General features: G+C 63.0%; 16 protein-coding genes, 1 tRNA gene and 1 pseudogene. 8 read left to right on the forward strand and 10 right to left on the reverse strand.

The window, feature by feature from the left end:
• Positions 1-245 precede the first annotated feature (245 nt).
• Positions 246-1,958, forward strand: a complete 1,713-nt coding sequence (gene rpsA / locus AOA14_RS15915; protein WP_003044206.1) for a 30S ribosomal protein S1 — start codon at positions 246-248, stop codon at positions 1,956-1,958.
• Between the two features lie 199 nt (positions 1,959-2,157).
• Positions 2,158-2,436: an integration host factor subunit beta gene (locus AOA14_RS15920; RefSeq protein WP_003044209.1), complete on the forward strand. Its 279-nt coding sequence runs from the start codon at positions 2,158-2,160 to the stop codon at positions 2,434-2,436.
• Between the two features lie 86 nt (positions 2,437-2,522).
• Here AOA14_RS15920 and AOA14_RS15925 read toward each other — a convergent pair whose 3' ends face one another.
• Genes AOA14_RS15925 through AOA14_RS15935 form a run of 3 tightly spaced genes read right to left on the reverse strand, consistent with a single transcriptional unit; the run spans position 2,523 to position 4,944 of the window.
• Positions 2,523-3,188, reverse strand: a complete 666-nt coding sequence (locus AOA14_RS15925; RefSeq protein ID WP_202988289.1) for a hypothetical protein — start codon at positions 3,186-3,188, stop codon at positions 2,523-2,525.
• Positions 3,189-3,232: 44 nt separating this feature from the next.
• The gene (locus AOA14_RS15930; RefSeq protein WP_003044212.1) at positions 3,233-4,000 is read right to left on the reverse strand and encodes an ABC transporter permease; all 768 of its coding nucleotides are present in this window, start codon (positions 3,998-4,000) and stop codon (positions 3,233-3,235) included.
• The gene (locus AOA14_RS15935) at positions 3,997-4,944 is read right to left on the reverse strand and encodes an ABC transporter ATP-binding protein (protein ID WP_062902493.1); all 948 of its coding nucleotides are present in this window, start codon (positions 4,942-4,944) and stop codon (positions 3,997-3,999) included. The genes AOA14_RS15930 and AOA14_RS15935 overlap by 4 nt, the downstream gene beginning before the upstream one ends.
• 90 nt (positions 4,945-5,034) lie before the next feature.
• Here AOA14_RS15935 and AOA14_RS15940 point away from each other — a divergent pair.
• The 4 genes from AOA14_RS15940 (at position 5,035) to AOA14_RS15955 (ending at position 9,297) form a co-directional block, all read left to right on the forward strand.
• Positions 5,035-5,121: transfer RNA gene (locus tag AOA14_RS15940), tRNA-Leu, on the forward strand.
• Between the two features lie 28 nt (positions 5,122-5,149).
• Positions 5,150-6,658, forward strand: a complete 1,509-nt coding sequence (locus AOA14_RS15945; protein ID WP_062902494.1) for an ABC transporter substrate-binding protein — start codon at positions 5,150-5,152, stop codon at positions 6,656-6,658.
• A 41-nt stretch (positions 6,659-6,699) separates the two neighbouring features.
• Positions 6,700-7,122: a DUF4112 domain-containing protein gene (locus AOA14_RS15950; protein WP_003044221.1), complete on the forward strand. Its 423-nt coding sequence runs from the start codon at positions 6,700-6,702 to the stop codon at positions 7,120-7,122.
• Between the two features lie 66 nt (positions 7,123-7,188).
• On the forward strand, positions 7,189-9,297 hold the full coding sequence (locus AOA14_RS15955) for a prolyl oligopeptidase family serine peptidase (protein ID WP_062903215.1): 2,109 nt from the start codon (positions 7,189-7,191) through the stop codon (positions 9,295-9,297).
• Between the two features lie 8 nt (positions 9,298-9,305).
• Here AOA14_RS15955 and AOA14_RS15960 read toward each other — a convergent pair whose 3' ends face one another.
• A complete protein-coding gene (locus tag AOA14_RS15960; protein WP_062903216.1) occupies positions 9,306-10,073 on the reverse strand; it encodes a COG4705 family protein in 768 nt (255 codons plus the stop codon).
• Positions 10,074-10,164: 91 nt separating this feature from the next.
• On the opposite strand from AOA14_RS15960, the gene AOA14_RS15965 reads away from it, so the two are divergent.
• A complete protein-coding gene (locus AOA14_RS15965) occupies positions 10,165-10,707 on the forward strand; it encodes a helix-turn-helix transcriptional regulator (RefSeq protein ID WP_062902495.1) in 543 nt (180 codons plus the stop codon).
• Between the two features lie 277 nt (positions 10,708-10,984).
• Here AOA14_RS15965 and AOA14_RS15970 read toward each other — a convergent pair.
• A pseudogene (locus AOA14_RS15970) lies at positions 10,985-11,794 on the reverse strand (IS3 family transposase); the annotation flags it as partial.
• A 75-nt stretch (positions 11,795-11,869) separates the two neighbouring features.
• On the opposite strand from AOA14_RS15970, the gene AOA14_RS15975 reads away from it, so the two are divergent.
• Complete coding sequence (locus tag AOA14_RS15975) at positions 11,870-12,976, forward strand: 2OG-Fe(II) oxygenase (RefSeq protein WP_062902496.1); 1,107 nt, start codon at positions 11,870-11,872, stop codon at positions 12,974-12,976.
• A gap of 15 nt (positions 12,977-12,991) precedes the next feature.
• Here the strand turns inward: AOA14_RS15975 and AOA14_RS15980 are convergent, their stop codons facing one another.
• The 5 genes from AOA14_RS15980 to AOA14_RS20165 all read right to left on the reverse strand — a co-directional run bounded on the left by AOA14_RS15980 (position 12,992) and on the right by AOA14_RS20165 (position 20,343).
• Entirely contained in the window at positions 12,992-13,408 is a 417-nt protein-coding gene (locus AOA14_RS15980; protein ID WP_186401929.1) for a helix-turn-helix domain-containing protein, read from the reverse strand.
• 258 nt (positions 13,409-13,666) lie between these two features.
• Positions 13,667-15,916: a BamA/OMP85 family outer membrane protein gene (locus tag AOA14_RS15985; RefSeq protein WP_238929785.1), complete on the reverse strand. Its 2,250-nt coding sequence runs from the start codon at positions 15,914-15,916 to the stop codon at positions 13,667-13,669.
• A gap of 64 nt (positions 15,917-15,980) precedes the next feature.
• The gene (locus AOA14_RS15990; protein ID WP_062902499.1) at positions 15,981-17,345 is read right to left on the reverse strand and encodes an HlyD family type I secretion periplasmic adaptor subunit; all 1,365 of its coding nucleotides are present in this window, start codon (positions 17,343-17,345) and stop codon (positions 15,981-15,983) included.
• Positions 17,342-19,138 (reverse strand): type I secretion system permease/ATPase, encoded by a 1,797-nt coding sequence (locus tag AOA14_RS15995; RefSeq protein ID WP_062902500.1) that lies wholly within the window; start codon positions 19,136-19,138, stop codon positions 17,342-17,344. The genes AOA14_RS15990 and AOA14_RS15995 overlap by 4 nt, the downstream gene beginning before the upstream one ends.
• A 2-nt stretch (positions 19,139-19,140) precedes the next feature.
• Complete coding sequence (locus AOA14_RS20165; RefSeq protein ID WP_062902501.1) at positions 19,141-20,343, reverse strand: helix-turn-helix transcriptional regulator; 1,203 nt, start codon at positions 20,341-20,343, stop codon at positions 19,141-19,143.
• Positions 20,344-20,350 lie beyond the last annotated feature (7 nt).

Genomic DNA, 20,350 nt, shown 5'->3' on the forward strand with positions numbered 1-20,350 from the left:
CGCGACTATACGCGCGCCGTCCGACGGGCCTTGTGGCCGGTCGAGGCACGGACGAACCGTCGCTCTCTATCGAGCGTCGGGCGTGATGGGCTATCCCCGTCGCGCCCTTTTTGCTTTGCCCGTGCTTCTGCCGCCAACCGGTCTTGAGGATGTTCTGCTTCGCAATCGGCGGGCAGGACGGATCGGCCACAAGACCAGCGGAACCAACCGCTTGGCCGGAACAAATGAAGTAAGGAAGAACCCATATGGCCTCTACGGCTTTTCCGTCGCGCGACGATTTCGCCGCGATGCTCGACGAATCGCTGGGTGGTGCTGATGGCGGCTTTGAAGGCCGCGTCGTCAAGGGCACCGTGACCGCGATCGAAAATGACCTGGCAGTGATCGACATCGGCCTGAAGAGCGAAGGCCGCGTGCCGCTTCGCGAATTCGCGATGCCCGGCCAGAAGGCCGACCTCAACGTCGGCGACGAAGTCGAAGTCTATGTCGACCGCGTCGAAAACGCCAATGGCGAAACCATGCTGTCGCGCGACCGCGCTCGCCGCGAAGCCGCCTGGGACCGCCTGGAAGAAGAATTCAACAAGGAAGCCCGCGTCGAAGGCGTTATCTTCGGCCGCGTCAAGGGCGGCTTCACCGTCGACCTTGGCGGCGCCGTGGCGTTCCTTCCCGGCAGCCAGGTCGACATCCGCCCCGTGCGCGACGTCGGCCCGCTCATGGATCTGCCGCAGCCGTTCCAGATCCTCAAGATGGATCGCCGCCGCGGCAATATCGTCGTGTCGCGCCGCGCCATCCTTGAAGAAACGCGCGCCGAACAGCGTTCGGGCCTGATCCAGAACCTGGAAGAAGGTCAGATCATCGAAGGCGCGGTCAAGAACATCACCGATTATGGTGCGTTCGTTGACCTCGGCGGCATCGACGGCCTGCTCCATGTCACCGACATGAGCTACAAGCGCGTCAACCACCCGAGCGAAGTCATCAACATCGGTGACACGGTTAAGGTGCAGATCATCCGCATCAATCGCGATACGCAGCGCATCAGCCTCGGCATGAAGCAGCTCGAAAGCGATCCGTGGGAAGGCGTCGCCGCCAAGTATCCGGTCGGTGCGAAGCTCACCGGCACGGTCACGAACATCACCGACTATGGTGCGTTCGTCGAACTCGAACCCGGCATCGAAGGCCTGGTCCACGTCAGCGAAATGTCGTGGGTCAAGAAGAACGTCCACCCCGGCAAGATCGTTTCGACGAGCCAGGAAGTCGACGTCATCGTCCTCGAAGTCGACAGCGACAAGCGCCGCATCTCGCTTGGCCTCAAGCAGGCCCAGTCGAACCCCTGGGGTGCCTTCGCAGAAGCGCATCCGGTTGGCTCGGTTGTCGAAGGCGAAGTCAAGAACGCGACCGAATTCGGTCTGTTCGTCGGCCTTCCGGGCGACGTCGACGGCATGGTTCACATGTCGGACATCGCGTGGGGCATCTCGGGCGAAGAAGCGCTGCACCTCCACCGCAAGGGCGAGAATGTGCAGGTCGTCGTTCTCGACGTCGACGTCGAGAAGGAACGCATCAGCCTCGGCATCAAGCAGCTTGAAAAGGGTGCTCCGGCCGTCGGCGGCGGTGTCGCCGCTTCGGGCTCGCTGAAGAAGAACGATGTCGTCACCGTCTCGGTCCTCGAAGTCCGCGACAACGGTCTCGAAGTCCAGGCCGGCGAAGATGGCGCCACCGGCTTCATCAAGCGCGCCGACCTCGGCCGCGACCGCGACGAACAGCGTCCCGAACGCTATCAGGTCGGTCAGAAGTTCGACGCGATGGTCACCGGCTTCGACCGTTCGAAGAAGCCCAGCTTCTCTGTCAAGGCGATGCAGATCGCCGAAGAAAAGGAAGCCGTCGCACAATATGGTTCGTCGGATTCGGGTGCGTCGCTCGGCGACATCCTCGGCGAAGCGCTGAAGGCCGGCAAGAAGGATTAATCCTTCCCCGCTTTTGCGGTGAAACAAAAGACCCGCAGAGTGTCCCTCTGCGGGCCTTTTTCTTTCAGCGATATGTTTTGAAAGAACCCTGAATCATGATAGGTTCGATGCCGCGTTGGGAGGGGTCCTCACGCTGTGGAACCGGCAAAGACCGGATGGCCTGCGCCCGTGGGGCGCGCGTGATAACTAGGGGAAGCTGATGATCCGGTCGGAACTGGTTCAAATGATCGCGAGTGAAAACAGCGATTTGCGCCTCGAAGAGGTGGAACGCATCATCGATGAATTCTTCGACGCCATCGTCGAGCAGCTTGCGGCGGGGGGCCGCGTCGAGCTGCGCGGCTTCGGCGCCTTCTCAACCCGCGAACGCGAGTCGCGCACCGGGCGCAATCCGCGCACCGGCGCGCCGGTCGCGGTAAGCGCCAAGAGCGTGCCCTATTTCAAGCCGGGCAAGGAAATGCGCGAGCGGCTGAACGGCTGAACGGCCAAGCCAAAGCCAGCCGCAGAAAAGACCGGTTTCGCGGGATTTTTCTGCGGCCTTCCTGTCAATCAACGGAGCGCGGGGGCTCAATGCTTGCGCCGCGCTTCCTGCTTGCCGACATCCCGACAATGCGCACTCCCATATGCTTCCTGATATGGTTGCCCAATGCAGGCGATCAATCCATCGACCACATCGAGATTCAGCGGCCAAGACGGCGGGACACTGACCTGCGATCGATCAAGTGTATCGAAACCCGGCGGCATGGGCGAGTTGGCAAGACGGTCCCGCGCCTCCTTCAGCGCATCCATGTCTCCCTCCAGAAAGGCGATCGTTGCCAAGACATATTGGTTCCAAGGCAGCGCGTAGTCGGTCCAGCCTTCAAAGCCCTCGGGGCCCTTCTCCGGCTTGATCGACTGGCGCATCAGGCGAGTGGCCTGCGAAACCTGTCCCGCCATAGCGCGGAGCTGCGCCTCGTGCCATTTGAAGGAAGGCAGCTGCCACTGTCGCACCAATGTTTCTCGGTGACTTTCGATATATAATGCGATCGCATCAGCGGCGGCAGCTTGGCATCCGTCTCGATTGGCGAGCTCTCGCCAACCGGCCTTGTCATCCTGATCGAACATATTCGGATCAAGTTGCAGTATGGCGTTTCGGTCATAGGCACACGCCGCGCGTTCTTCGGCCTCTACGTCGGCTGTTGTAGGAACGAGGAAGAACGCCAAACCTGCCAACAGAATCTTTGGAGTTTTCATCTCCGCCTACTCCTTAGCGATCTTGACGCTCGCCATGCACGCCCTCAGTTCTTGAGCCGGTAGCCCGTGCGGAACATCCAGAAGATCAGGCCGAGGCACAGCGCCAGAAAGAGCGCCACCGCGCCCATGCTGACCTCGATCGCCACGTCGCCCTGTCCGAAAAAGGTCCAGCGAAAGCCGCTGATCAGATAGACGACGGGATTGAACAGCGTCACCGCGCGCCACGCGGCGGGCAGCATGTCGAGCGAATAGAAGGCGCCGCCCAGGAAGGTCAGCGGATAGACGACGAGCAACGGGATCACCTGCAGCTGTTCAAAGCTCTGCGCCCAGATGCCAATGATGAAGCCGAAGAGGCAGAAGGTCACCGCCATCAGCACCATGAAGCCGACCATCAGCAACGGATGCGCGACCTGAATGTCGACGAACAGATGCGCGGTCGCGAAAATGATCGCGCCGATGATTACCGATTTGGTTGCCGCCGCGCCGACATAGGCGATCAGCAATTCGAGCGGCGACATCGGCGAGGACAGCATCTCGTAGATCGTCCCTGTCCATTTGGGCATGTAGATGCCGAAGCTCGCGTTGCTGATGCTTTCGGTGAACATTGTCAGCATCATCAGCCCCGGCACGATGAACGCGCCATAGGGCACCGAGCTGACGTCGCTCATCCGGCTACCGATCGCCGATCCGAAGACGACGAAATAGAGCGTCGTGGTGATGACGGGCAACATCAGGCTGGTCCACACCGTGCGCCCGAAGCGCGCCATCTCGAACATGTAGATCGCGCGGATACCGCGGACGTTGCCGATCATGTCGCCGCTCCTTCGCCATCCCTGGGTTCGTGTACCAGCCCGACGAAAATATCCTCGAGCGAGCTTTGCCGTGTGTGCAGATCCTTGAAGGCGATGCCGATATCGGTCATCCGACGTAGCAGTGACGGCACGCCGGTCGCCTCGGCCTGGCTGTCGAATTCATAGACAAGCTCATGCCCCTCCTCCGCCAGTTCGAGCGTCCAGTCGCCGAGTTCGGCCGGAATGGCATCGAGCGGTTCGGCAAGATTGAGCGTCAGCGTCTTGCGCCCCAGCTTCTTGATCAGCGCGTTCTTCTCTTCGACGAGGATCAGCTTGCCGCGCGTGATGACGCCAACGCGGTCGGCCATTTCTTCGGCCTCTTCGATATAATGGGTGGTCAGAATGATCGTCACCCCGCGCTCGCGCAGGCCCCGCACCATATTCCACATGTCGCGGCGCAGTTCGACGTCGACCCCCGCGGTCGGTTCGTCTAGGAAGAGGATTTCGGGTTCGTGGCTCAGCGCCTTGGCGATCATCACGCGGCGTTTCATTCCACCCGACAATTCCATGATCTTGCTGCCGCGCTTGTCCCACAGCGACAGATCCTTCAGCAATTGCTCGATGAACGCCGGATCGCGCGGTTTGCCGAACAGACCGCGCGAAAAAGTCACGGTGGCCATCACCGTTTCGAACGAATCCGTATGCAGTTCCTGCGGCACCAGCCCGATCATCGATCGCGCCGCGCGATAGTCGCGGGCATGATCGTGACCACCGACCGTCACCCTGCCCTCGCTCGGCGTCACGATACCGCAGACGATGCTGATAAGCGTCGTCTTGCCTGCCCCATTGGGGCCGAGCAACGCAAATATCTCGCCCTTCTCGATGCTGAGGTCGACACCCGCCAAAGCGCGATGCCCGCTCTTGTAAGTCTTTCCCAGACCGGAAATTTCCAGAACCGCTGTCATGCGCGTCGGTCTAGCCGAGGAGCGCGCCGGGACAAAGCGGCAAAGATGACTTGACCTCCCCTCACCCATCGGCATGACAGGCCGCGGTGCGCGGACGTGGCGGAATCGGTAGACGCAGCAGACTTAAAATCTGCTATCCGAACGGGTGTGCGGGTTCGAGTCCCGCCGTCCGCACCAACCGCTGGCACAGGGGAGGCACAGGGATATGACGCGCCGCAGCCTCCGTTCGCGCCGCGGCGCGCGGTTCGCGGGCACCGCGCTGCTGGTCGCCGCGCTCGCCGGATGCGGCCTTTTCGGCGGTGGCGGGGGTCCGGTGCGGATCGCCGCGATGGGGCCGCTCAACGCCGCGGCGAGCCCGCTCAACGGCGAACTGTCCTCGCCCAATGCAGCGCTGCTCGAAATGACGGCGCAGGGGCTTGTCGGCTATGACGCCGACGGCCAGATCGACACCGGTCTTGCCGAACGCTGGACGGTGACCGGCGACGGGCGCAGCTATATTTTCCGGCTGCGCGAGGCAAAATGGTCGAACGGTCGCGAAGTCACGGCCGACGACGTGGTTTCGGTGCTGCGCGGCTATCTTGGCACGAACAGCCGCAACCTGCTGAAGGACGATTTCCCGGAGATCGAGACGATCCGTGCGATGACCGATCAGGTCATCGAAATCCGGCTCGCAGTGCCGCAGCCCAATATGCTCGAACTGCTCGCGCAGCCTTCGTTGACGATCGTCTACAAGGGCATGGGCTGGGGGCCGATGCGATCGCGCAAGGCCGGACGCGCGCTGCTGCTGACGCCCGCGCCCGACCCGCTCGCCGACGATCCCGAGGCCGCCGAAGCCGCCGCAAACGATCCCGCCGCGTCGGTCGAACTCGTCGGCACGACGCCCGCCGGGGCGCTGGCCCGCTACAATAATGGCTATGCCGACGGGGTGATCGGCGGCCGCTTTTCGACCCTCCCCTATTTCCTCGTGTCCAGCATCGGCCGCTCGCGCCTCATCGTCGATCCGGTGCCGGGGCTTTTCGGCCTTTCTTTCACCAGCGCCGAAGGGTTCCTCGCCTCCGACATCAACCGCGATGCCCTGTCGCGCGTCGTGCGGCGGCAGCGCCTGATCGACGCCTTCGGCCTTGCCGAATGGCAGCCGCAGCGCGCGCTTCGGCCGGCAGTCTACCGCCGCGACGGCGGCCCTGAACCCTTGCAACCCGCCTGGGCCGACTTCGACAATGATTCGCGCTTCGCCCAGTCGAAGCGCGTGGTCGACAGTTGGCGCGCCGCCGGGCGAGAGATTGCGCCGCTCCGCATCGCGGTCCCCCAGACGCCGGGCGGCCGCATCCTCTTTGCCTATGTCGCCGCCGACTTTGCCCGCATCGGTATCGAAAGCCGCCGCGTCGCTATGGATGCGGCATCGGACCTGCGCCTGATCGACGAGGTGGCGCCGAATGACGACGCCCTCTGGGCGCTCCGCCGGCTGTCGTGCCAGCGCGACACGCTGTGCAACCGCGAGGCACAGGCGAAGATCGATCAGGCCGTGCTCAATATCGACAGTGGCCAGCGCGCGCGCCAGATCGGCGAGATCGAAACGATGCTGGGGCGCTACACCCCGTTCATTCCGATCGCCACGCCGCTGCGCTGGTCGGTCGCGTCGCAGCGGCTTACAGGGTTCAAGCCGAATGCGCGGGCGGCCCACCCATTGAATCGCTTGCTCGCCAAACCCAACTAATAATAGGCGCACATCGTCGTGCGCGGTTGGAAAGGACGCCGATGCCCCCCTCGACGCCCAATACGGACGCGATTTTCGAAGCCTTGGTTGCCGATCGCAACAATCCTGCGGCGCTGCGCAAGCGCATCGAAACGCTGGAGCTTCTCCTCGAACGCAGCTTCACCATTCCCGGCATCAACCGGCCGGTCGGGCTCGACGCGATCGTCGGGCTGGTGCCCGTCGTCGGCGATGTCGTGACCGCCGTCATGGGGGCCTATATCATCTGGGAAGCGCGCAATCTGGGCATGCCCAAATGGAAGCTGTGGCGGATGATGGGCAATCTCGGCGTCGACACTGCGCTTGGGGCCATCCCGCTCGTCGGCGATGCCTTCGACTTTCTGTTCCGGTCGAACACGCGCAATCTGCGCATCATCCGGAAACATCTCGACAAGCATCACCCCGGAACGATCGTCATCGACCAGTAGGCGGTTCCCATCGGGTGTCTGATAGTGCTAGCACAGCAGCTTCAGACCCTGCTCATGGAGACCGAGATGATCCGCGCCCGCCTTGCCGCGCTCGCCCTTGCCTGTTCGCTGTCCGCGGCGGCCTTCGCCGCGACCGAGACCGACCCTTGGTTGTGGCTGGAGGATATCGACGGGGCAAAGGCGCTGGCGTGGGTGAAGGCGGAAAATGCCGCGGCCGACAAGCTGATCCTAAATCGCCCCGGTTTCGAACAGGATCGGGCGCGCGCGAAAGCGATCCTCGACGACGACCGCCAGATTGCCGACCCCGGTCAGGTGATGGGCGATACCATCACCAACTTCTGGCGCGATGCGGACCATCCGCGCGGCATCTGGCGGCAAAGTCCGCTGAGTGCCTATCTCGCCGGAACGCCCGAATGGACAACGCTGATCGACGTCGACGCGCTCGGCAAGGCGGAGGGGCAAAGCTGGGTCTGGCACGGCGCCGACTGTCTTGCCCCCACCTACACGCGCTGCCTCGTCTCGCTCAGTCCCGGCGGCACCGATTCGGACATCGTGCGCGAATGGGACCGCACCACCGGCCGCTTCGTGACCGACGGCTTTGCGCTGCCGCAGGCGAAGAGCGCGGTCGTTTGGGAGGACGCAAACACGCTGCTCGTGGCCACCGACTATGGCGAAGGCAGCATGACCGCGTCGGGCTATCCGCGCATCGTCAAACGCTGGAGGCGTGGCACGCTGCTTGCCAGCGCAGCGGTCGTCGCCGAAGGCGAAGCGAGCGACGTCGGGATCAACCCGATCGCGATCGACGACGGCAAGACGCGCTGGATCCTCATCGCCCGCAACAAGAGCTTCTATACCAGCGACTACAGCATCCGAGCCGCCCACGGCGCGGACTTCGTCCCGGCGCCGATTCCCGACACCGCCGACCTACGCGATGTCATCGGCGGTCAGGCAATCATCTTCCTCAACAAGCCCGCCGACGGCTTCGGCGAAGGCTCGCTCGTCGCGCTGTCGCTCGCCGACGCGGCGGCCGGACGCCCCGCGAAAATGGCGGCGGTGATGGCGCCGACCAAGGCGCAGGCGATTGAGGAGGTCAGCGCGACCGACAATATTCTCTGGGTCAAGGCGCTCGACGATGTCGAAGGCAAGCTGTTCGCGCTGCGCCGCGATCCCGCGAGCGGCACCTGGACCCAGCGCGAGGTGCCGCTGGCGGCCAACGCTATGGTGCATCTGGCCGGCGCGATCGCCAAGCGCGACACGATCTTCGCGACTGCCGAAACGATGCTCGACCCGCCGACGCTTTATGCCGTCACCGACAATGCCGCGCCGCGTGTCGTGCAAAGCCTGCCCGCAGCCTTCGACGCCAAGGGCATGACGGTGGAAAAGCGCTTCGCGACGTCGAAGGACGGCACCAAGATCCCCTATTTCCTCGTCCGCAAAGCCGGCGCTAAAGGCCCCGTGCCCGCGCTGATCCACGCCTATGGCGGCTTCCGCGCCGCGCAGACGCCGGGCTATCTGACCGGTCAGCCCTATCGCGCCGGTCCGCTCGGCCTGTTCTGGGTCGAGGACGGCAACGCTTATGTCCTCGCCAATATTCGCGGCGGCGGCGAATATGGCCCCGCCTGGCACCAGGCGGCGCTGCGCGAAAAACGCCAGAACAGTTTCGACGACCTCCACGCCGTCGCGGAGGATCTGGTCAAGACCGGCATCAGCAGCAAGGGCAGGATTGCCATTTCGGGTCGCTCGAATGGCGGCGTGCTGGTCGGCGCCGCGATGACGCAGCGCCCGGATCTCTATGGCGCGGTCATTGCGGGCTCGCCGCTCGCGGATATGAAGCGCTATAACAAGCTGCTCGCGGGCGCCTCGTGGGTCGCTGAATATGGCAATCCCGACGATCCCGCCGACTGGGCCTTCCTGTCGAAATATTCGCCCTATCAGAATGTCCGCAAGGGCGTGAAATATCCGCCGATCTTCCTGTACCTTTCGACGAAGGATGACCGCGTCCATCCCGGCCACGCCCGCAAATTGGCCGCAAAGCTGCAGGATTATGGCAACCGCGTCTATTATCACGAATATCTGGAAGGCGGCCACTCGGTCGGCGCCGACCATGCCGAGGACGCCGTGCGCGCGGCCATGCTCCACGCCTTCTTGCTGCGCGAACTGGTCGAGCGGAAATAGCCGGTCGCTCAGCCGCCGCGATCGTCATGCGCCGCGGCGGCGCGCTGCGGCAGCGCGAGGATCAGCGTGACGATCGCGATGGCAAGCACCGCCGATGCACCGGCGCGGCTCAGCGCCAGCCCGCCATGATCGACCGGCTTGTCCAGAAAATCGCCGACCACGGCGCCGAGCGGACGGGTCAGGATGAAGGCCGCCCAGAACAGTGCGACATGGCTGATCGCGGTGCGATAATAAGCGATGGCGAGCAGCGCGAGCAGCGCACCGAAGATGATCGCCGACCCGAGGTAGCCGAGCGGGCCGTCGGCAATCCAGTCGCCGAGCGCGGTGCCCAGCGTCTGCGAAAAGGTGATCGTCAGCCAGTAATAGAGCTCGGCCCGCGGTTCGTGCACCGACTGGATCGAGATGCTGCCCAGCGCGCGGTGCCAGACCGCGAGCGAGGCCAGTACCGCACCGAGCAACAGCAGCGAACCGCCGGGGTAACCGATGCCGAGCGAGCGCGTCGCAAAGTCGGCCATCGTCGTTCCCGCCGTCGTCGAGGCGATGATCGTCGCCCAATAGAGGAAGGGATGAAAGGCGCGGGCGCGAATCTGCCAGACGATCAGGATCGCCAGCACCGCCGCAAAAATCGCGGTGCCGACCAGATAGCCCAGATTCATCGACATGCTCACCGTGTCGCCCGCGGTCTCGCCAAAGGTGGTCGCCAATATCTTGATGATCCAGAAACCCAGCGTCACCGCCGGCACCTTGGTCAGCACCTGCTTTTCCCTATCGGTCATTTGCATCTCCTTGTGTGGCGCACGATTAGCGCGGCGGAGCGTTTCGCCCTATAAGCAGGCGCTTATTCCCGTCCCGATAAGCGGAAGTGCCATGCCATCTATCCAGTCTGCGCCCGGTAAAAGCCGCTTTTCGTCCCGTCTGATCGGCCCGATCGCCGTGGTGGCGCTTCAAGCCGTCGCCGCGAGCTATTTCGTCGTCGACGGGATCGACGATCTGATCGAACAGGCCGGACGCGGCTTCAGCGTCGAGGTGATGATGGAATGCCTCGTCGCCCTCGCACTGCTCGCCGGCCTCGTACTCGGCGCGCGCCACCTGCGCCGGATCGCAGCCGATCTCGCACGCGCCGACGATGCGCTCGCCCGCGCTCGCGGCGCACTCGCCGACCATATTGCCCATCGCTTCGATGCCTGGTCACTGACGCGCGGAGAGAGCGACGTCGCGCTGTTCGCGCTCAAGGGCTGCGACGTCGCCGAAATCGCTCGACTCCGCGGCGCTGCGTCAGGCACCGTGCGCGCGCAGCTCAGCCAAGTCTATGCCAAGGCAGGCGTCGGCAGCCAGGCCATGCTGATGTCGCTGTTTCTGGAAGACTTGCTCGACACTGATCCCGCCGCGGGGCCGCGACGCGGCAAGTGAGGATCGTCGTCAAAAGCGGTGGTGGCAGGGCTTGTATCGAACCGCACGCTTAGCCATTGATATTTAATTCTTTATTCTTCGATGTCCGCGTCCTACCCCCACATATTTCCCCACATGTTTGGGGCCATAACTGTAGTTCGACTAACAAAATGGTCCAATTTGATATCGATGGAGAGGGCATTTTGACCGCGTTTCGATCGCACAGTTTGGGCCAGGTCATCAAGAGCTACACCCCGTTTCTGGACCACCCTGCTGGCGGCTTTCCAGCGTGCGGGCATCAGGGCGGGCCATGTGCCGCTGACGCCAACATAAGCGATATCGGTGGTTTGTTGCCGATCGCGCTGTGCGGTCGTATCTCGTTGTAGTCTCTACGCCAAGCCTCGCATTTTTGGACCGCATCATCCAGGCTCATGAACCAGTGGGCGTTCAGGCATTCCGCCCGGAACTTCCCGTTGAACGCGTTGTCGGTGGGCTTGCCAAGCCGCAAGAAGCCGAGCGTCACGCCTTTCATGCAGGCCCACAGATCGAGCTCGCAGGAGATAAATTCGATGCCACTGTCAGCCCATATCGAGGCGGGATAACCCACCTGCCCGCAGACCCGTTCCAGCATTTCGACCACGTCCGGTGCCCGGAACCGGAACCGCGGAACCACTGCCGGCGAGAACCGGCGGAAGGTGTCGACCACTGTGAGGATCCGCAGCTTCGGTCCTGTCGCCAACTGGTCCTGGACGAAGCCCTTGGCCCATACATCATTAACGCGGGAGGCCGCACAGCGGCCTTCCCTCAGCTTCGCCTTCACCCGCCGTTTGGACGGCTTATTGCGCAGCCCAAGGCCCATCTCCTTGTAAAGCCGATAAACCTGCTTGCCGTTGATCGCCCAGCCTTCGCGTTGAAGCAGCATATGAATACGGCGATAGCCGTACCGAACCCGCGTCTCCGCGAGCTCCTTGATCCGCTGCTTGAGGTCGGCCTGATCGGCACCCTTGCCACGATAGTGGTAGCTGGATCGTTCTGACCGGAGCACGCTGCAGGCCCGCCGGATGCTGACCTGCCATGTGCTGCGAATATCATCGACGAGTTGGCGCCGCGCCCGGCGCGCTTGTGCCCATTTCTCCCAAATGCTACAAGGTTCGAGCATCACGCGGGGGCGGGGGGCGGTATCATGGCACGATCTGCGACGCGGGAAGATTCCATACCGAAACCGATCGTCGGATCGGCAGCGCCATGGTTCAAGACGCATGTACTGGACGTAAACCCGCAATATACGTTCCATACGGTTGCCGGACGCGCAGTCTTGCTGTTTTTCATGGGCTCAGCGACCGTCGATCGGGTCCGCGCCGCCCATGCCAGGCTGATGGCTGATCCCGATCGTTTCGACGACAGTCGCTGTTCGTTTTTCGGAGTCATTCTGGATGTCGCGGACCATGCGGCCGGGCGGATCACTACGCGGATTCCCGGGATCCGCTACATCCTCGACAGTGATCGTGCGGTCAGCAACGCATATGGCGCCTCTTCGGCAGACAACAACCATTACGAACCCTATATCATCGTGCTGGATCGCCAGTTACGCGTTGCCGGTCGCTATCATCTGGCCGACGCCGACAAGGCGCTGGCGCTGACCGATCGCCTGACCCAAGAGGGCAAGCCCGAAGACTGGGCGCCAGTACTGTCCGTGCCGCGTGTCTTCGACCGCGCGACCTGTCGGCGGCTGATTGAGCTTTATGACGCCGAAGGCGGGCAGGATTCCGGCTTCATGCGAGAGGTTGACGGCAAGACGATATCGGTCATCGATCATGGCCACAAACGCCGGTCGGACGTCACAATCAAGGATCCGGCCTTTTGCCGCGTGCTCAGTGCGCGGGTGAACCATTGCCTTCGTCCGGTGATCCAGCGCGCCTTCAACTTCGACGCGACCCGCATGGAGCGGTACATTGTCGCGTGCTACGACGCATCGGTCGCCGGTCACTTTCGGGCCCATCGCGACAATACGACAATGGGCACCGCGCACCGCCGCTTTGCGGTGACGATCAACCTCAATGATGATTTCGAGGGCGGCGAACTGCGTTTTCCCGAGTTCGGTGCGCGCACATACCGCCCCGCCCCCGGCGGCGCGATCGTGTTTGGCTGCGGCCTGCTGCACGAGGCGACGCCGGTCACGCAAGGGCGGCGCTACGCGTTTCTACCCTTTCTATACGATGACGAGGCGGCCGCGCAGCGTGAGGCGAACAATCAGTACCTCGGCGAAGGGGTAGGCTCTTACCGGCAATAGCCGTGGCGGCGCATTTCAGAGCTCGATCGAAATTTTCACATTCTGCGCCTTGATCCCGGCAAGCGCCGCAATGCTGAGCTTGGCGGCATAGATCATGATGCTGAGCCGCTGCGGATTGGCGATCCCTGCGGGCATGTCGCCATGTTCCCACCCCGTCGCCAACATCGCCTCGACTTCGTTGTCAGGAACCGCTGCCTCGAGCCCGCCGACAAGCTCGAGCTGCGAGATACCAAGGACGTTCGCCAAAACGCGCAGGTTTCTAAGCCGCGGCCGGGTCTTGCCCGATTCCCACGCCCATATCGTCGGCCGACTGAGACCCGTCCGCAGCGCGAGCTCCGAGCGGCTGATGCCGCACAGCTCGCGAAAACGACGAAGCCGCGTCGGAAGAGGTTCGGTCGTGCCATAATAGACGGGGCCGGCCGAGGCACTCATGAACGGCGCAGCTTCCATCCGGTGCGGCCGAGAACGCGGAGCCGCGCGCATCGGCCAAGAGCCGGTTCGATGCGGATTGACAGACGGTCTTTCGTGCCGATGACGTTGCAATTCATTATCGCCCCCAAAGTCCGCCATCATAATCGACCTCACTTGCCAGAAGCGCCGGTTTTCCATCATTCCCAGATGGGGACATCCGAAAATCCGCCGGTCCCGCGATTGTACAGATATGGAGGCTGCGCGCCTTGCGCTCGACCGCTAGAAGGCCGTTCCCAAGGAGATGGAGAATTTCCTTGAACGATCGCCTTCCTGGCGCACGACGGGCTGGGCGAGACTGAACCGCAATTGCCCTGGCCCAGCGTTGAATGCCAGCCCCAAGCCGACCGCCACGCGTGGCTTCGCTGAGTTTCCGATCAGTCGCTCGCCGGTAATCAGCTCGTTCTTCGACGCGCCGAACACGGACCCGGCATCAACGAAAACGCTGGGGATGACACCGAATTTTTGCATCGCGCCTTCCACCCGAAATGCCACTTCCAACCGCCCGGCATAATAGGCACGACCGCCGATCGCCGTCGGCGGGGCAATGGGCGCCTTCAACGGAACGACCTTGGGTCCGATCCCGCGCAGGTCGAAACCGCGCATGCTGTTGCCGCCAATATAGAAACGGTCGAACAGCGGGATTGTCCGCCCCCCGATCGTTTCCATTATCCCCCCCTCCAGTCCCAAGGACACATCAAGCATGTCGCCGATACGGCGGTGGAAGTTACCGGTTGCGCGAAACCGGAAAAAGCGCGACGTGCCCCCCGGTCCGGCGATTTCCGGCGTGAGGCGAAGCTGAAATCCGCGCGTCGGACCGACCGCGCGGTCGCGCCGGTCGAGCGTGAGTCCAACGCTCAATACCGAACTGGTCGACCGGCCCAGCGCATTGCAGAACGGGCTGCCATGCAGGCCGACGTCACATCGCGCATTCTGCTGGCGAATCAGGAAATCCTCGTCCGAATAGCGGTAATTTGCGGCGACCCGCAGGCCCCGGCCGAAGGATTTCGCGGCATAGAAATTAACGCCGCGTGCGGTCTGCCGAAACACAGACGATTTGCTTTGAGCGTCGAAGCCTACCGCGGTGGATCGGGAATAGAAAAATGTCGGCGCCAGTAACAATTTTCTGCCCATGAAATTAGCATCAGCGAGACCAAATTCGAACAGGCGCTGAATTTTCGAGTAGCGCACCGATGCGTTGATGTCGCGGCCCGGCGCGCCGATGTTGGTGCGCGCGATCTTGACGGTACCGATCGGCCCTTCGAGCGACGAATAGCCACCCGAAAAAGCGATCCCTCCCCGCGGCAGCGTCTTGATCGCCAAAAGATCGGTCTCGCTGGCTTGGCCGTCAGCGCCATCAATGCCGGTGACGGCCTCGGACGGCAGGACAGCGCCATCGTCCTCGACGTTGCCGGTCGGCTGCGACGCCATACCCAGCTTCGAAGCTTCGGGCCGCGCGAGGAGCGCGGCCCGGCGCCGCCCCCCGTCGCCGAGCCAGGGGGCGGCAGAGACATCGGCCTCGAAGGCGGGGAATCGGCCCATGCTTGCCGTCGCATCACGGCCAACGCGATTGGCGCTGCCGACGGAAAAGCACGGCGGCCCGGCCCGGTTCTGGGCAGCCACCACGCACGCCAGATTTATCATGTCTGAAGGCAGCGCTGGCGGATCGAAAGTGGTGACGGGAGCGGACGGACCGAAGCGAATAGCAATGCCCGGCCTCAAGCTGTTCGGAATTGCGTTCACCGCGCCGCGTGGAGCCCGGCCGCGCTCCGCCCCTTTCGGGCCGCGCGCGATAGCGGCCGTCTGCCACACCGCGCGCCCCTGCTTATCCGCGAACTTGCCGTCCCGAGGATCGAGGCAGTCGCCACAAATGGCCCGATCCGTGACAGACGTCTCTGCGCGCGCGATCACCGCTCGTCGGCGAAGCCCGGCATTACCCAGCCAATCCGCGCCGCCGACGTCAACATCGACATCGACATTGAGATTGGCCGTTGTTTCGCCGATCGCCCCCTTCGAGGCGGTGTCGAAGCCGACATCGTCAGCCTCTCGCGCGCCGGCCAACGACGAAGGCGAGGCAGCGGCAGTCCTTGGTGCGATCGGCGCGTCCCAGTCGATAGCCAAGGGCGTGGCCTGTGCACTTTTCCGATGCGCATCCGACGCTTCGGTCGGCGGTCCGGCTTCGGCCAAACCTGGCGCAATCGGCGCCGACAAGAAAAGGGTGCCCGAAGCGTCCGCCCGCGCCACGTTGGAAGAATCGGCATCCGCGGGCTCGGGCGGCCAACCTTCCTGGACCGCCAGAACACGCGCCATCGCCGTCGAGTAGCGAAAGGGGGCATAAGGTGGCGCCTGAACGATCGCGCGCTCACGCGCATAGAGCGGCGCGGATTCGCAGACGCAGAATATCGCCGCGACGCCCAGCGCGGCGCCTTGCACCGTCTGACGAAGGCTGCGGAACGATATTCCAGATTCCACCAAGCTCTTCCCCCCATTATGCTGGCCGCCCCCGGCGTTCGCAGTGGACCAAGCCGCGTCGGGGTCATCCCTCGCGGAAGGACCGATTGAAACTGTCGATCATCGGCTGGAACAGATATTGCACCAGCGAACTGGACCCGAGGTCGATATAGACCTCGGCGGGCATTCCCGACATCAACTGGACATCGGGGTATTTCCTGAGCTGCGCTGCCGATACCTCGACAATCACCTTATAGTAGATTTGCTGCGCGTCCTTGTCGTAGATCGCATCGGGACTTACATCCTTGACAGTCCCGAGGAGGTTGGGGATCACCCGTGCCTTGTACGGCGTCAGCTTGATCTCTGCCTTCAACCCCTTGTGTACCACGTCGATGTCGATCGGACGTAACCGTGCCGACACTACGATCTTTTCAGACGTGGGCACAATGTCGAGGATCGGCTGGCCGGCTCCGATCACGCCCCCGGGCGTAATCAGCCGCAGATTGGCAACGCGACCGGCGATCGGCGCGACCACCTGCTGACGCGCGCGAATATCGCTGCTGACCGTCAGCTTCTCGCGTACCTCGGCTATCTGCAATTGCACTTGGCGCTGCTGTCCGGCTGCTTCGAGCACGGCCTGCCCGCGCAGCGACACCATCTGGGCACGCGTCTCGCCAATTGTGTCGCGTAGCCGATCGAGGTTGTTAGCGAGCTTGCCCCGCTCACCGTCAACCAATGCCCTCTGGCGTTGCAGCGCGAGCAGCCGCGATTTTCGCTCCAACCCCTCATCGACAAGCATGTCGACGCTGATCTGTTCATCGTCGAGCAGTTTTGCCTGATCGGTCAGCGCCGCGATTTGCGCTTCTGAGCTGCGGATATCGGCGTTCGACTGACCAACCCGCTGTGAGAGGATCTGCGTCTGCTCGGCAAGACCACGCCGCCGCGACGCAAATTCCGCATTGGAGGCGGCAATGATCTCCCTCACCTGGGGATCGTCCGCCGCCTCCAGCAATTCGGCCGGGTAGCGGACCACCGACAGGCCCAACCGCTCGGCGGTGAGCCGCGCGTCTTGTGCGAGCAGGCCGTACAAGCTGGTCCGCATGGCCACGTCCGATGCCTCGCTCTGCGTCGCGTCGAACAGCACGAGCGGTTGGCCAGCGCGCACCTCCTGCCCTTCCTTCACCAGGAATTTGCGCACGATGCCGCCTTCCAGATGCTGGACCGTCCGGCGCCCTCCGCCTTCGGCCTCCAGAAATCCACTGGCGATCGCCGCGCTGTTCAATGGCGCAGCCCAGCTCCAAGCCGCGAAAACGACCACGAACAGACCGATCGACACCAGCGCGAGACGCATCGATCCTCTCACCCGCGGACCAGCGACATCATGCGCGGGGGGCGGCAGCGCCAGGCGCACCCGATCCCCGTCCTCGCGGAAGCGAAAAGGGATGTTCATGCCTCCATTCCCCCGTGTTTGAACATCGCTGGTTTGGCGTTGCTGGGATCTGCTGGGGGCGCGGCCTCGCCGGGCGCGATGGACCGCCGCTTACCGGCCATCTCTTCGACCACCGTCCGGGCATCGCCGAATTTCGCAACCTGACCGTCCATCATCAGTAATATCTTGTCCGCCAGTTCGAGCAGATTGGCGCGATGCGAGACGATGATCGTCGTCATGTTGAGCGCCTTCAGCTTCTTGATCGTTGCCAGCAGCGCCGCGTCACCGCGCGCATCAAGGCTGGCGTTTGGTTCGTCGAGCACGACTAGCGGCGGCAGCCCGAACAGCGCACGTGCCAGCCCGATGCGCTGACGCTGACCACCTGACAGCTGATGCCCGCCATCGGTGAGGACGCAGTCATAGCCGCCATCGAGGTGCAAGATCATATCGTGGCAATCTGCCAGCTTTGCCGCCGCGATCACGTCAGCATCACGTGCATCGGGACGAAAGCGCCCGATATTCTCGCGGATCGATCCGGGCAGCAGTTCGACGTCCTGCGGCAGATAGCCGATGTTCGGGCCAAAATCGCTGCGCATCCAGTCGAAGGTATCGGCGCCGTCGAGCCGCACATGCCCTGACAAAGGCTTGAGTACTCCGACGAGCAACCGCGACAAGGTAGTCTTGCCCGACGCTGACGGACCAACGATCGCCAGCGACGTTCCTGGCGCGATCGCAAAGCTGACGTTTTTAAGGATCGCACCCTTCATGCCGGGCGCCGAGTAGGTCAGCTTTTCAACGGCCATCGCGCCCGACGGCTTGGGCAATGCCATCTGCGACGGGCGCGGCGTGGGCAGGTCGCAAAAACGTGACAGGCGTTTTAGACTTTCACGCGCCAGCACGAACTGTTTCCAATAGCTCATCGCCGCCTCGATTGGTGCGAGCAGACGCGCAATCAGGATCGATCCGGCAATCATCGCGCCCCCGGTGAGCTGCTGGTCGAGCACGAGCAACGCGCCGATGCCGAGGACGGCGATCTGCACGAGGTTGCGGACAAACTTCATCCACGCCAGGATCTTGCTAGACTGAAACTGGGTGCGGTCGACCGCGTCGGTTTCGGCGATGTAGCGCTCGCGCCAATGTGCGATGGTATCCGGGCCCATCCCCATGGCGTCAATGACTTCGCTGTTGCGGACCAGCGATTCGGCATATTGCATGTTGCTGCTGGCGAGTGACTGGGCCCTACTGATCGCCGCGCGCGTGATCCTTTCATTGTACCAGGTGAGGCCGAACAACACTGCTGCGCCGACCGCGGACAGCAGGCCGAAGACCGGGTGCAGCAAAAAGACGACCAGCAAGTAAAGCGGCACCCACAACATGTCGACGACGCTGAATACCGTCGGGGTCGAGATGAAATTCTTGACCTGCATCATTTCGCGGAGCGCTTCGAGCCGGACGTTCGGCGCGACCAGCCTTTGTTCAAGCGAGCGCAGCAGCAGCGTCGGGCCCAATTGCTGCGCCATCCAGGTGCCAACCCGGTTCGCAACCTGTTGCCGAATGCCGTCGAGCGTCGAACCCAACGCAACGACGAGAGTGATTGCCAGTGCGAGGAAGAACAGCGTGTCTTTGCTCTGACTGGTCAGGACGCGGTCAAAGACCTGCATCATGAATAGTGACATGGCCAGCGCCGCCATGTTGGCGATCGCGGAGAACAGGATGAGCCGAACCGCAATCGGCTTTTGCGGGATCAAAAGCTTTTTGAGCAGATTGTCCGGATTGGCAGACGCCCGCCCAGCGGCGAGAGGGTTCCAAGACATGTCTATTGTCCCAGTCGCGCAGAGCCATCCGCAGCGTTCAGCGGCAGCACCAGACCCGAGATCAATCCGGCCAACTCCATCTGGCGATGAACACCCAACTTTGCGCGCACGCGCTTCAGATACGTCCGCGCCGTCTCCTCCGACAGCCCGCACCCTTCCGCCGCAGTGCACAGGCTGCTCGATTTCAGGAAGTGGCCCAAGAACCGCTGTTCGGACGGCAGCAAGCCGAGCGCTTCGAGCAGCGATGTCGGTGCATCGACCTTGCCCGGACCCATTATGATCACCATGGCACAGCGCGTCATGTTCTCTCCGTTACGCGATTTGGCCGAGATGACGTAGGCGAGTCGCCATTCACCATCGCGGCAATCGAGCCGGAAGACATCTTCGACCGGCGCATCGGGCGATGCGGTGGCGGCGCGGCGTATGCTTTCGCGCAATTGCTTGGCTTGCCTCGGATCTGCGGCGAAAATCGCGCCGTCAGCGGCGCGGATCAGCCATTTTCGCTGTTCGACCAAAATGGTGGCCGCACTGTTTAAAAACAGGGGCTGTGCGTCGGCCGACAACAGCGCCATCGCCATCGAAACCCGGTCAAACATACCCTCCAGCATGGCAGAGCGTTGCGACTGCTGTGCCAGCTGCGCCACCCCGGTGGCCGACTCTGCCAGTAGCGGCGTGATCAGCTGCAGTGATGCCGCATCACGATCGCTGAAATGCGCCTCGCCATCCTGGCGAAAAAACAGCGCGCGAATGTCCTTGCCATCACGCTTCATCTGGATCGCAATGCCGTTGTGGAGCGGACTGTCGACGTGAGCGTCAATCGGTCCAGCTGCCGCGCGGAACAGGGCGCCGGAAAACTGGAAATGATGCACCGGCTGCGCGCCGATCCGCTCCCAGATATCCTGCATCATTACCAGCAGATGCCGAGTAGCGGTGGGGTCGCCGCGCATCTGGTCGAAGCCGATCAAAAAGGAGTGACGTTGACGCCTCGTTCCCGGCAGTGTGACGGTCAAAATCGCCGACCTCACATCAAATTGCAGCAAGTAATCGTGCCAGAGCCGCCGGGTGTTGGCGGCGGCATCGTCCGACAGGCAATGGTCCGCCAAGACGTCATGATCTTCGCCCCCTGCCAACGCCTCAAACAGGTGGACATCGCCGCGGATCGCTTTGTCGCGCGTCGCCTCGTGATATTGGGTTGGAAATTCCATGGTCGCA

The organism is Sphingopyxis terrae subsp. terrae NBRC 15098, from assembly GCF_001610975.1.
In the GTDB taxonomy this organism is placed as follows: Bacteria; Pseudomonadota; Alphaproteobacteria; order Sphingomonadales; family Sphingomonadaceae; genus Sphingopyxis; species Sphingopyxis terrae_A.

Coding starts and splice junctions, on each gene's coding strand:
- AOA14_RS15930 (WP_003044212.1), bottom strand. CDS start 4,000: ATGATCGGCAACGTCCGCGGTATCCGCGCGATCTACATGTTCGAGATG.
- AOA14_RS15920 (WP_003044209.1), top strand. CDS start 2,158: ATGATCCGGTCGGAACTGGTTCAAATGATCGCGAGTGAAAACAGCGAT.
- AOA14_RS15980 (WP_186401929.1), bottom strand. CDS start 13,408: ATGAGTGCCTCGGCCGGCCCCGTCTATTATGGCACGACCGAACCTCTT.
- AOA14_RS15975 (WP_062902496.1), top strand. CDS start 11,870: ATGGCACGATCTGCGACGCGGGAAGATTCCATACCGAAACCGATCGTC.
- AOA14_RS15990 (WP_062902499.1), bottom strand. CDS start 17,345: ATGAACATCCCTTTTCGCTTCCGCGAGGACGGGGATCGGGTGCGCCTG.
- rpsA (WP_003044206.1), top strand. CDS start 246: ATGGCCTCTACGGCTTTTCCGTCGCGCGACGATTTCGCCGCGATGCTC.
- AOA14_RS15995 (WP_062902500.1), bottom strand. CDS start 19,138: ATGTCTTGGAACCCTCTCGCCGCTGGGCGGGCGTCTGCCAATCCGGAC.
- AOA14_RS15955 (WP_062903215.1), top strand. CDS start 7,189: ATGATCCGCGCCCGCCTTGCCGCGCTCGCCCTTGCCTGTTCGCTGTCC.
- AOA14_RS15935 (WP_062902493.1), bottom strand. CDS start 4,944: ATGACAGCGGTTCTGGAAATTTCCGGTCTGGGAAAGACTTACAAGAGC.
- AOA14_RS15925 (WP_202988289.1), bottom strand. CDS start 3,188: ATGAAAACTCCAAAGATTCTGTTGGCAGGTTTGGCGTTCTTCCTCGTT.
- AOA14_RS15965 (WP_062902495.1), top strand. CDS start 10,165: ATGCCATCTATCCAGTCTGCGCCCGGTAAAAGCCGCTTTTCGTCCCGT.
- AOA14_RS20165 (WP_062902501.1), bottom strand. CDS start 20,343: ATGGAATTTCCAACCCAATATCACGAGGCGACGCGCGACAAAGCGATC.
- AOA14_RS15945 (WP_062902494.1), top strand. CDS start 5,150: ATGACGCGCCGCAGCCTCCGTTCGCGCCGCGGCGCGCGGTTCGCGGGC.
- AOA14_RS15950 (WP_003044221.1), top strand. CDS start 6,700: ATGCCCCCCTCGACGCCCAATACGGACGCGATTTTCGAAGCCTTGGTT.
- AOA14_RS15960 (WP_062903216.1), bottom strand. CDS start 10,073: ATGACCGATAGGGAAAAGCAGGTGCTGACCAAGGTGCCGGCGGTGACG.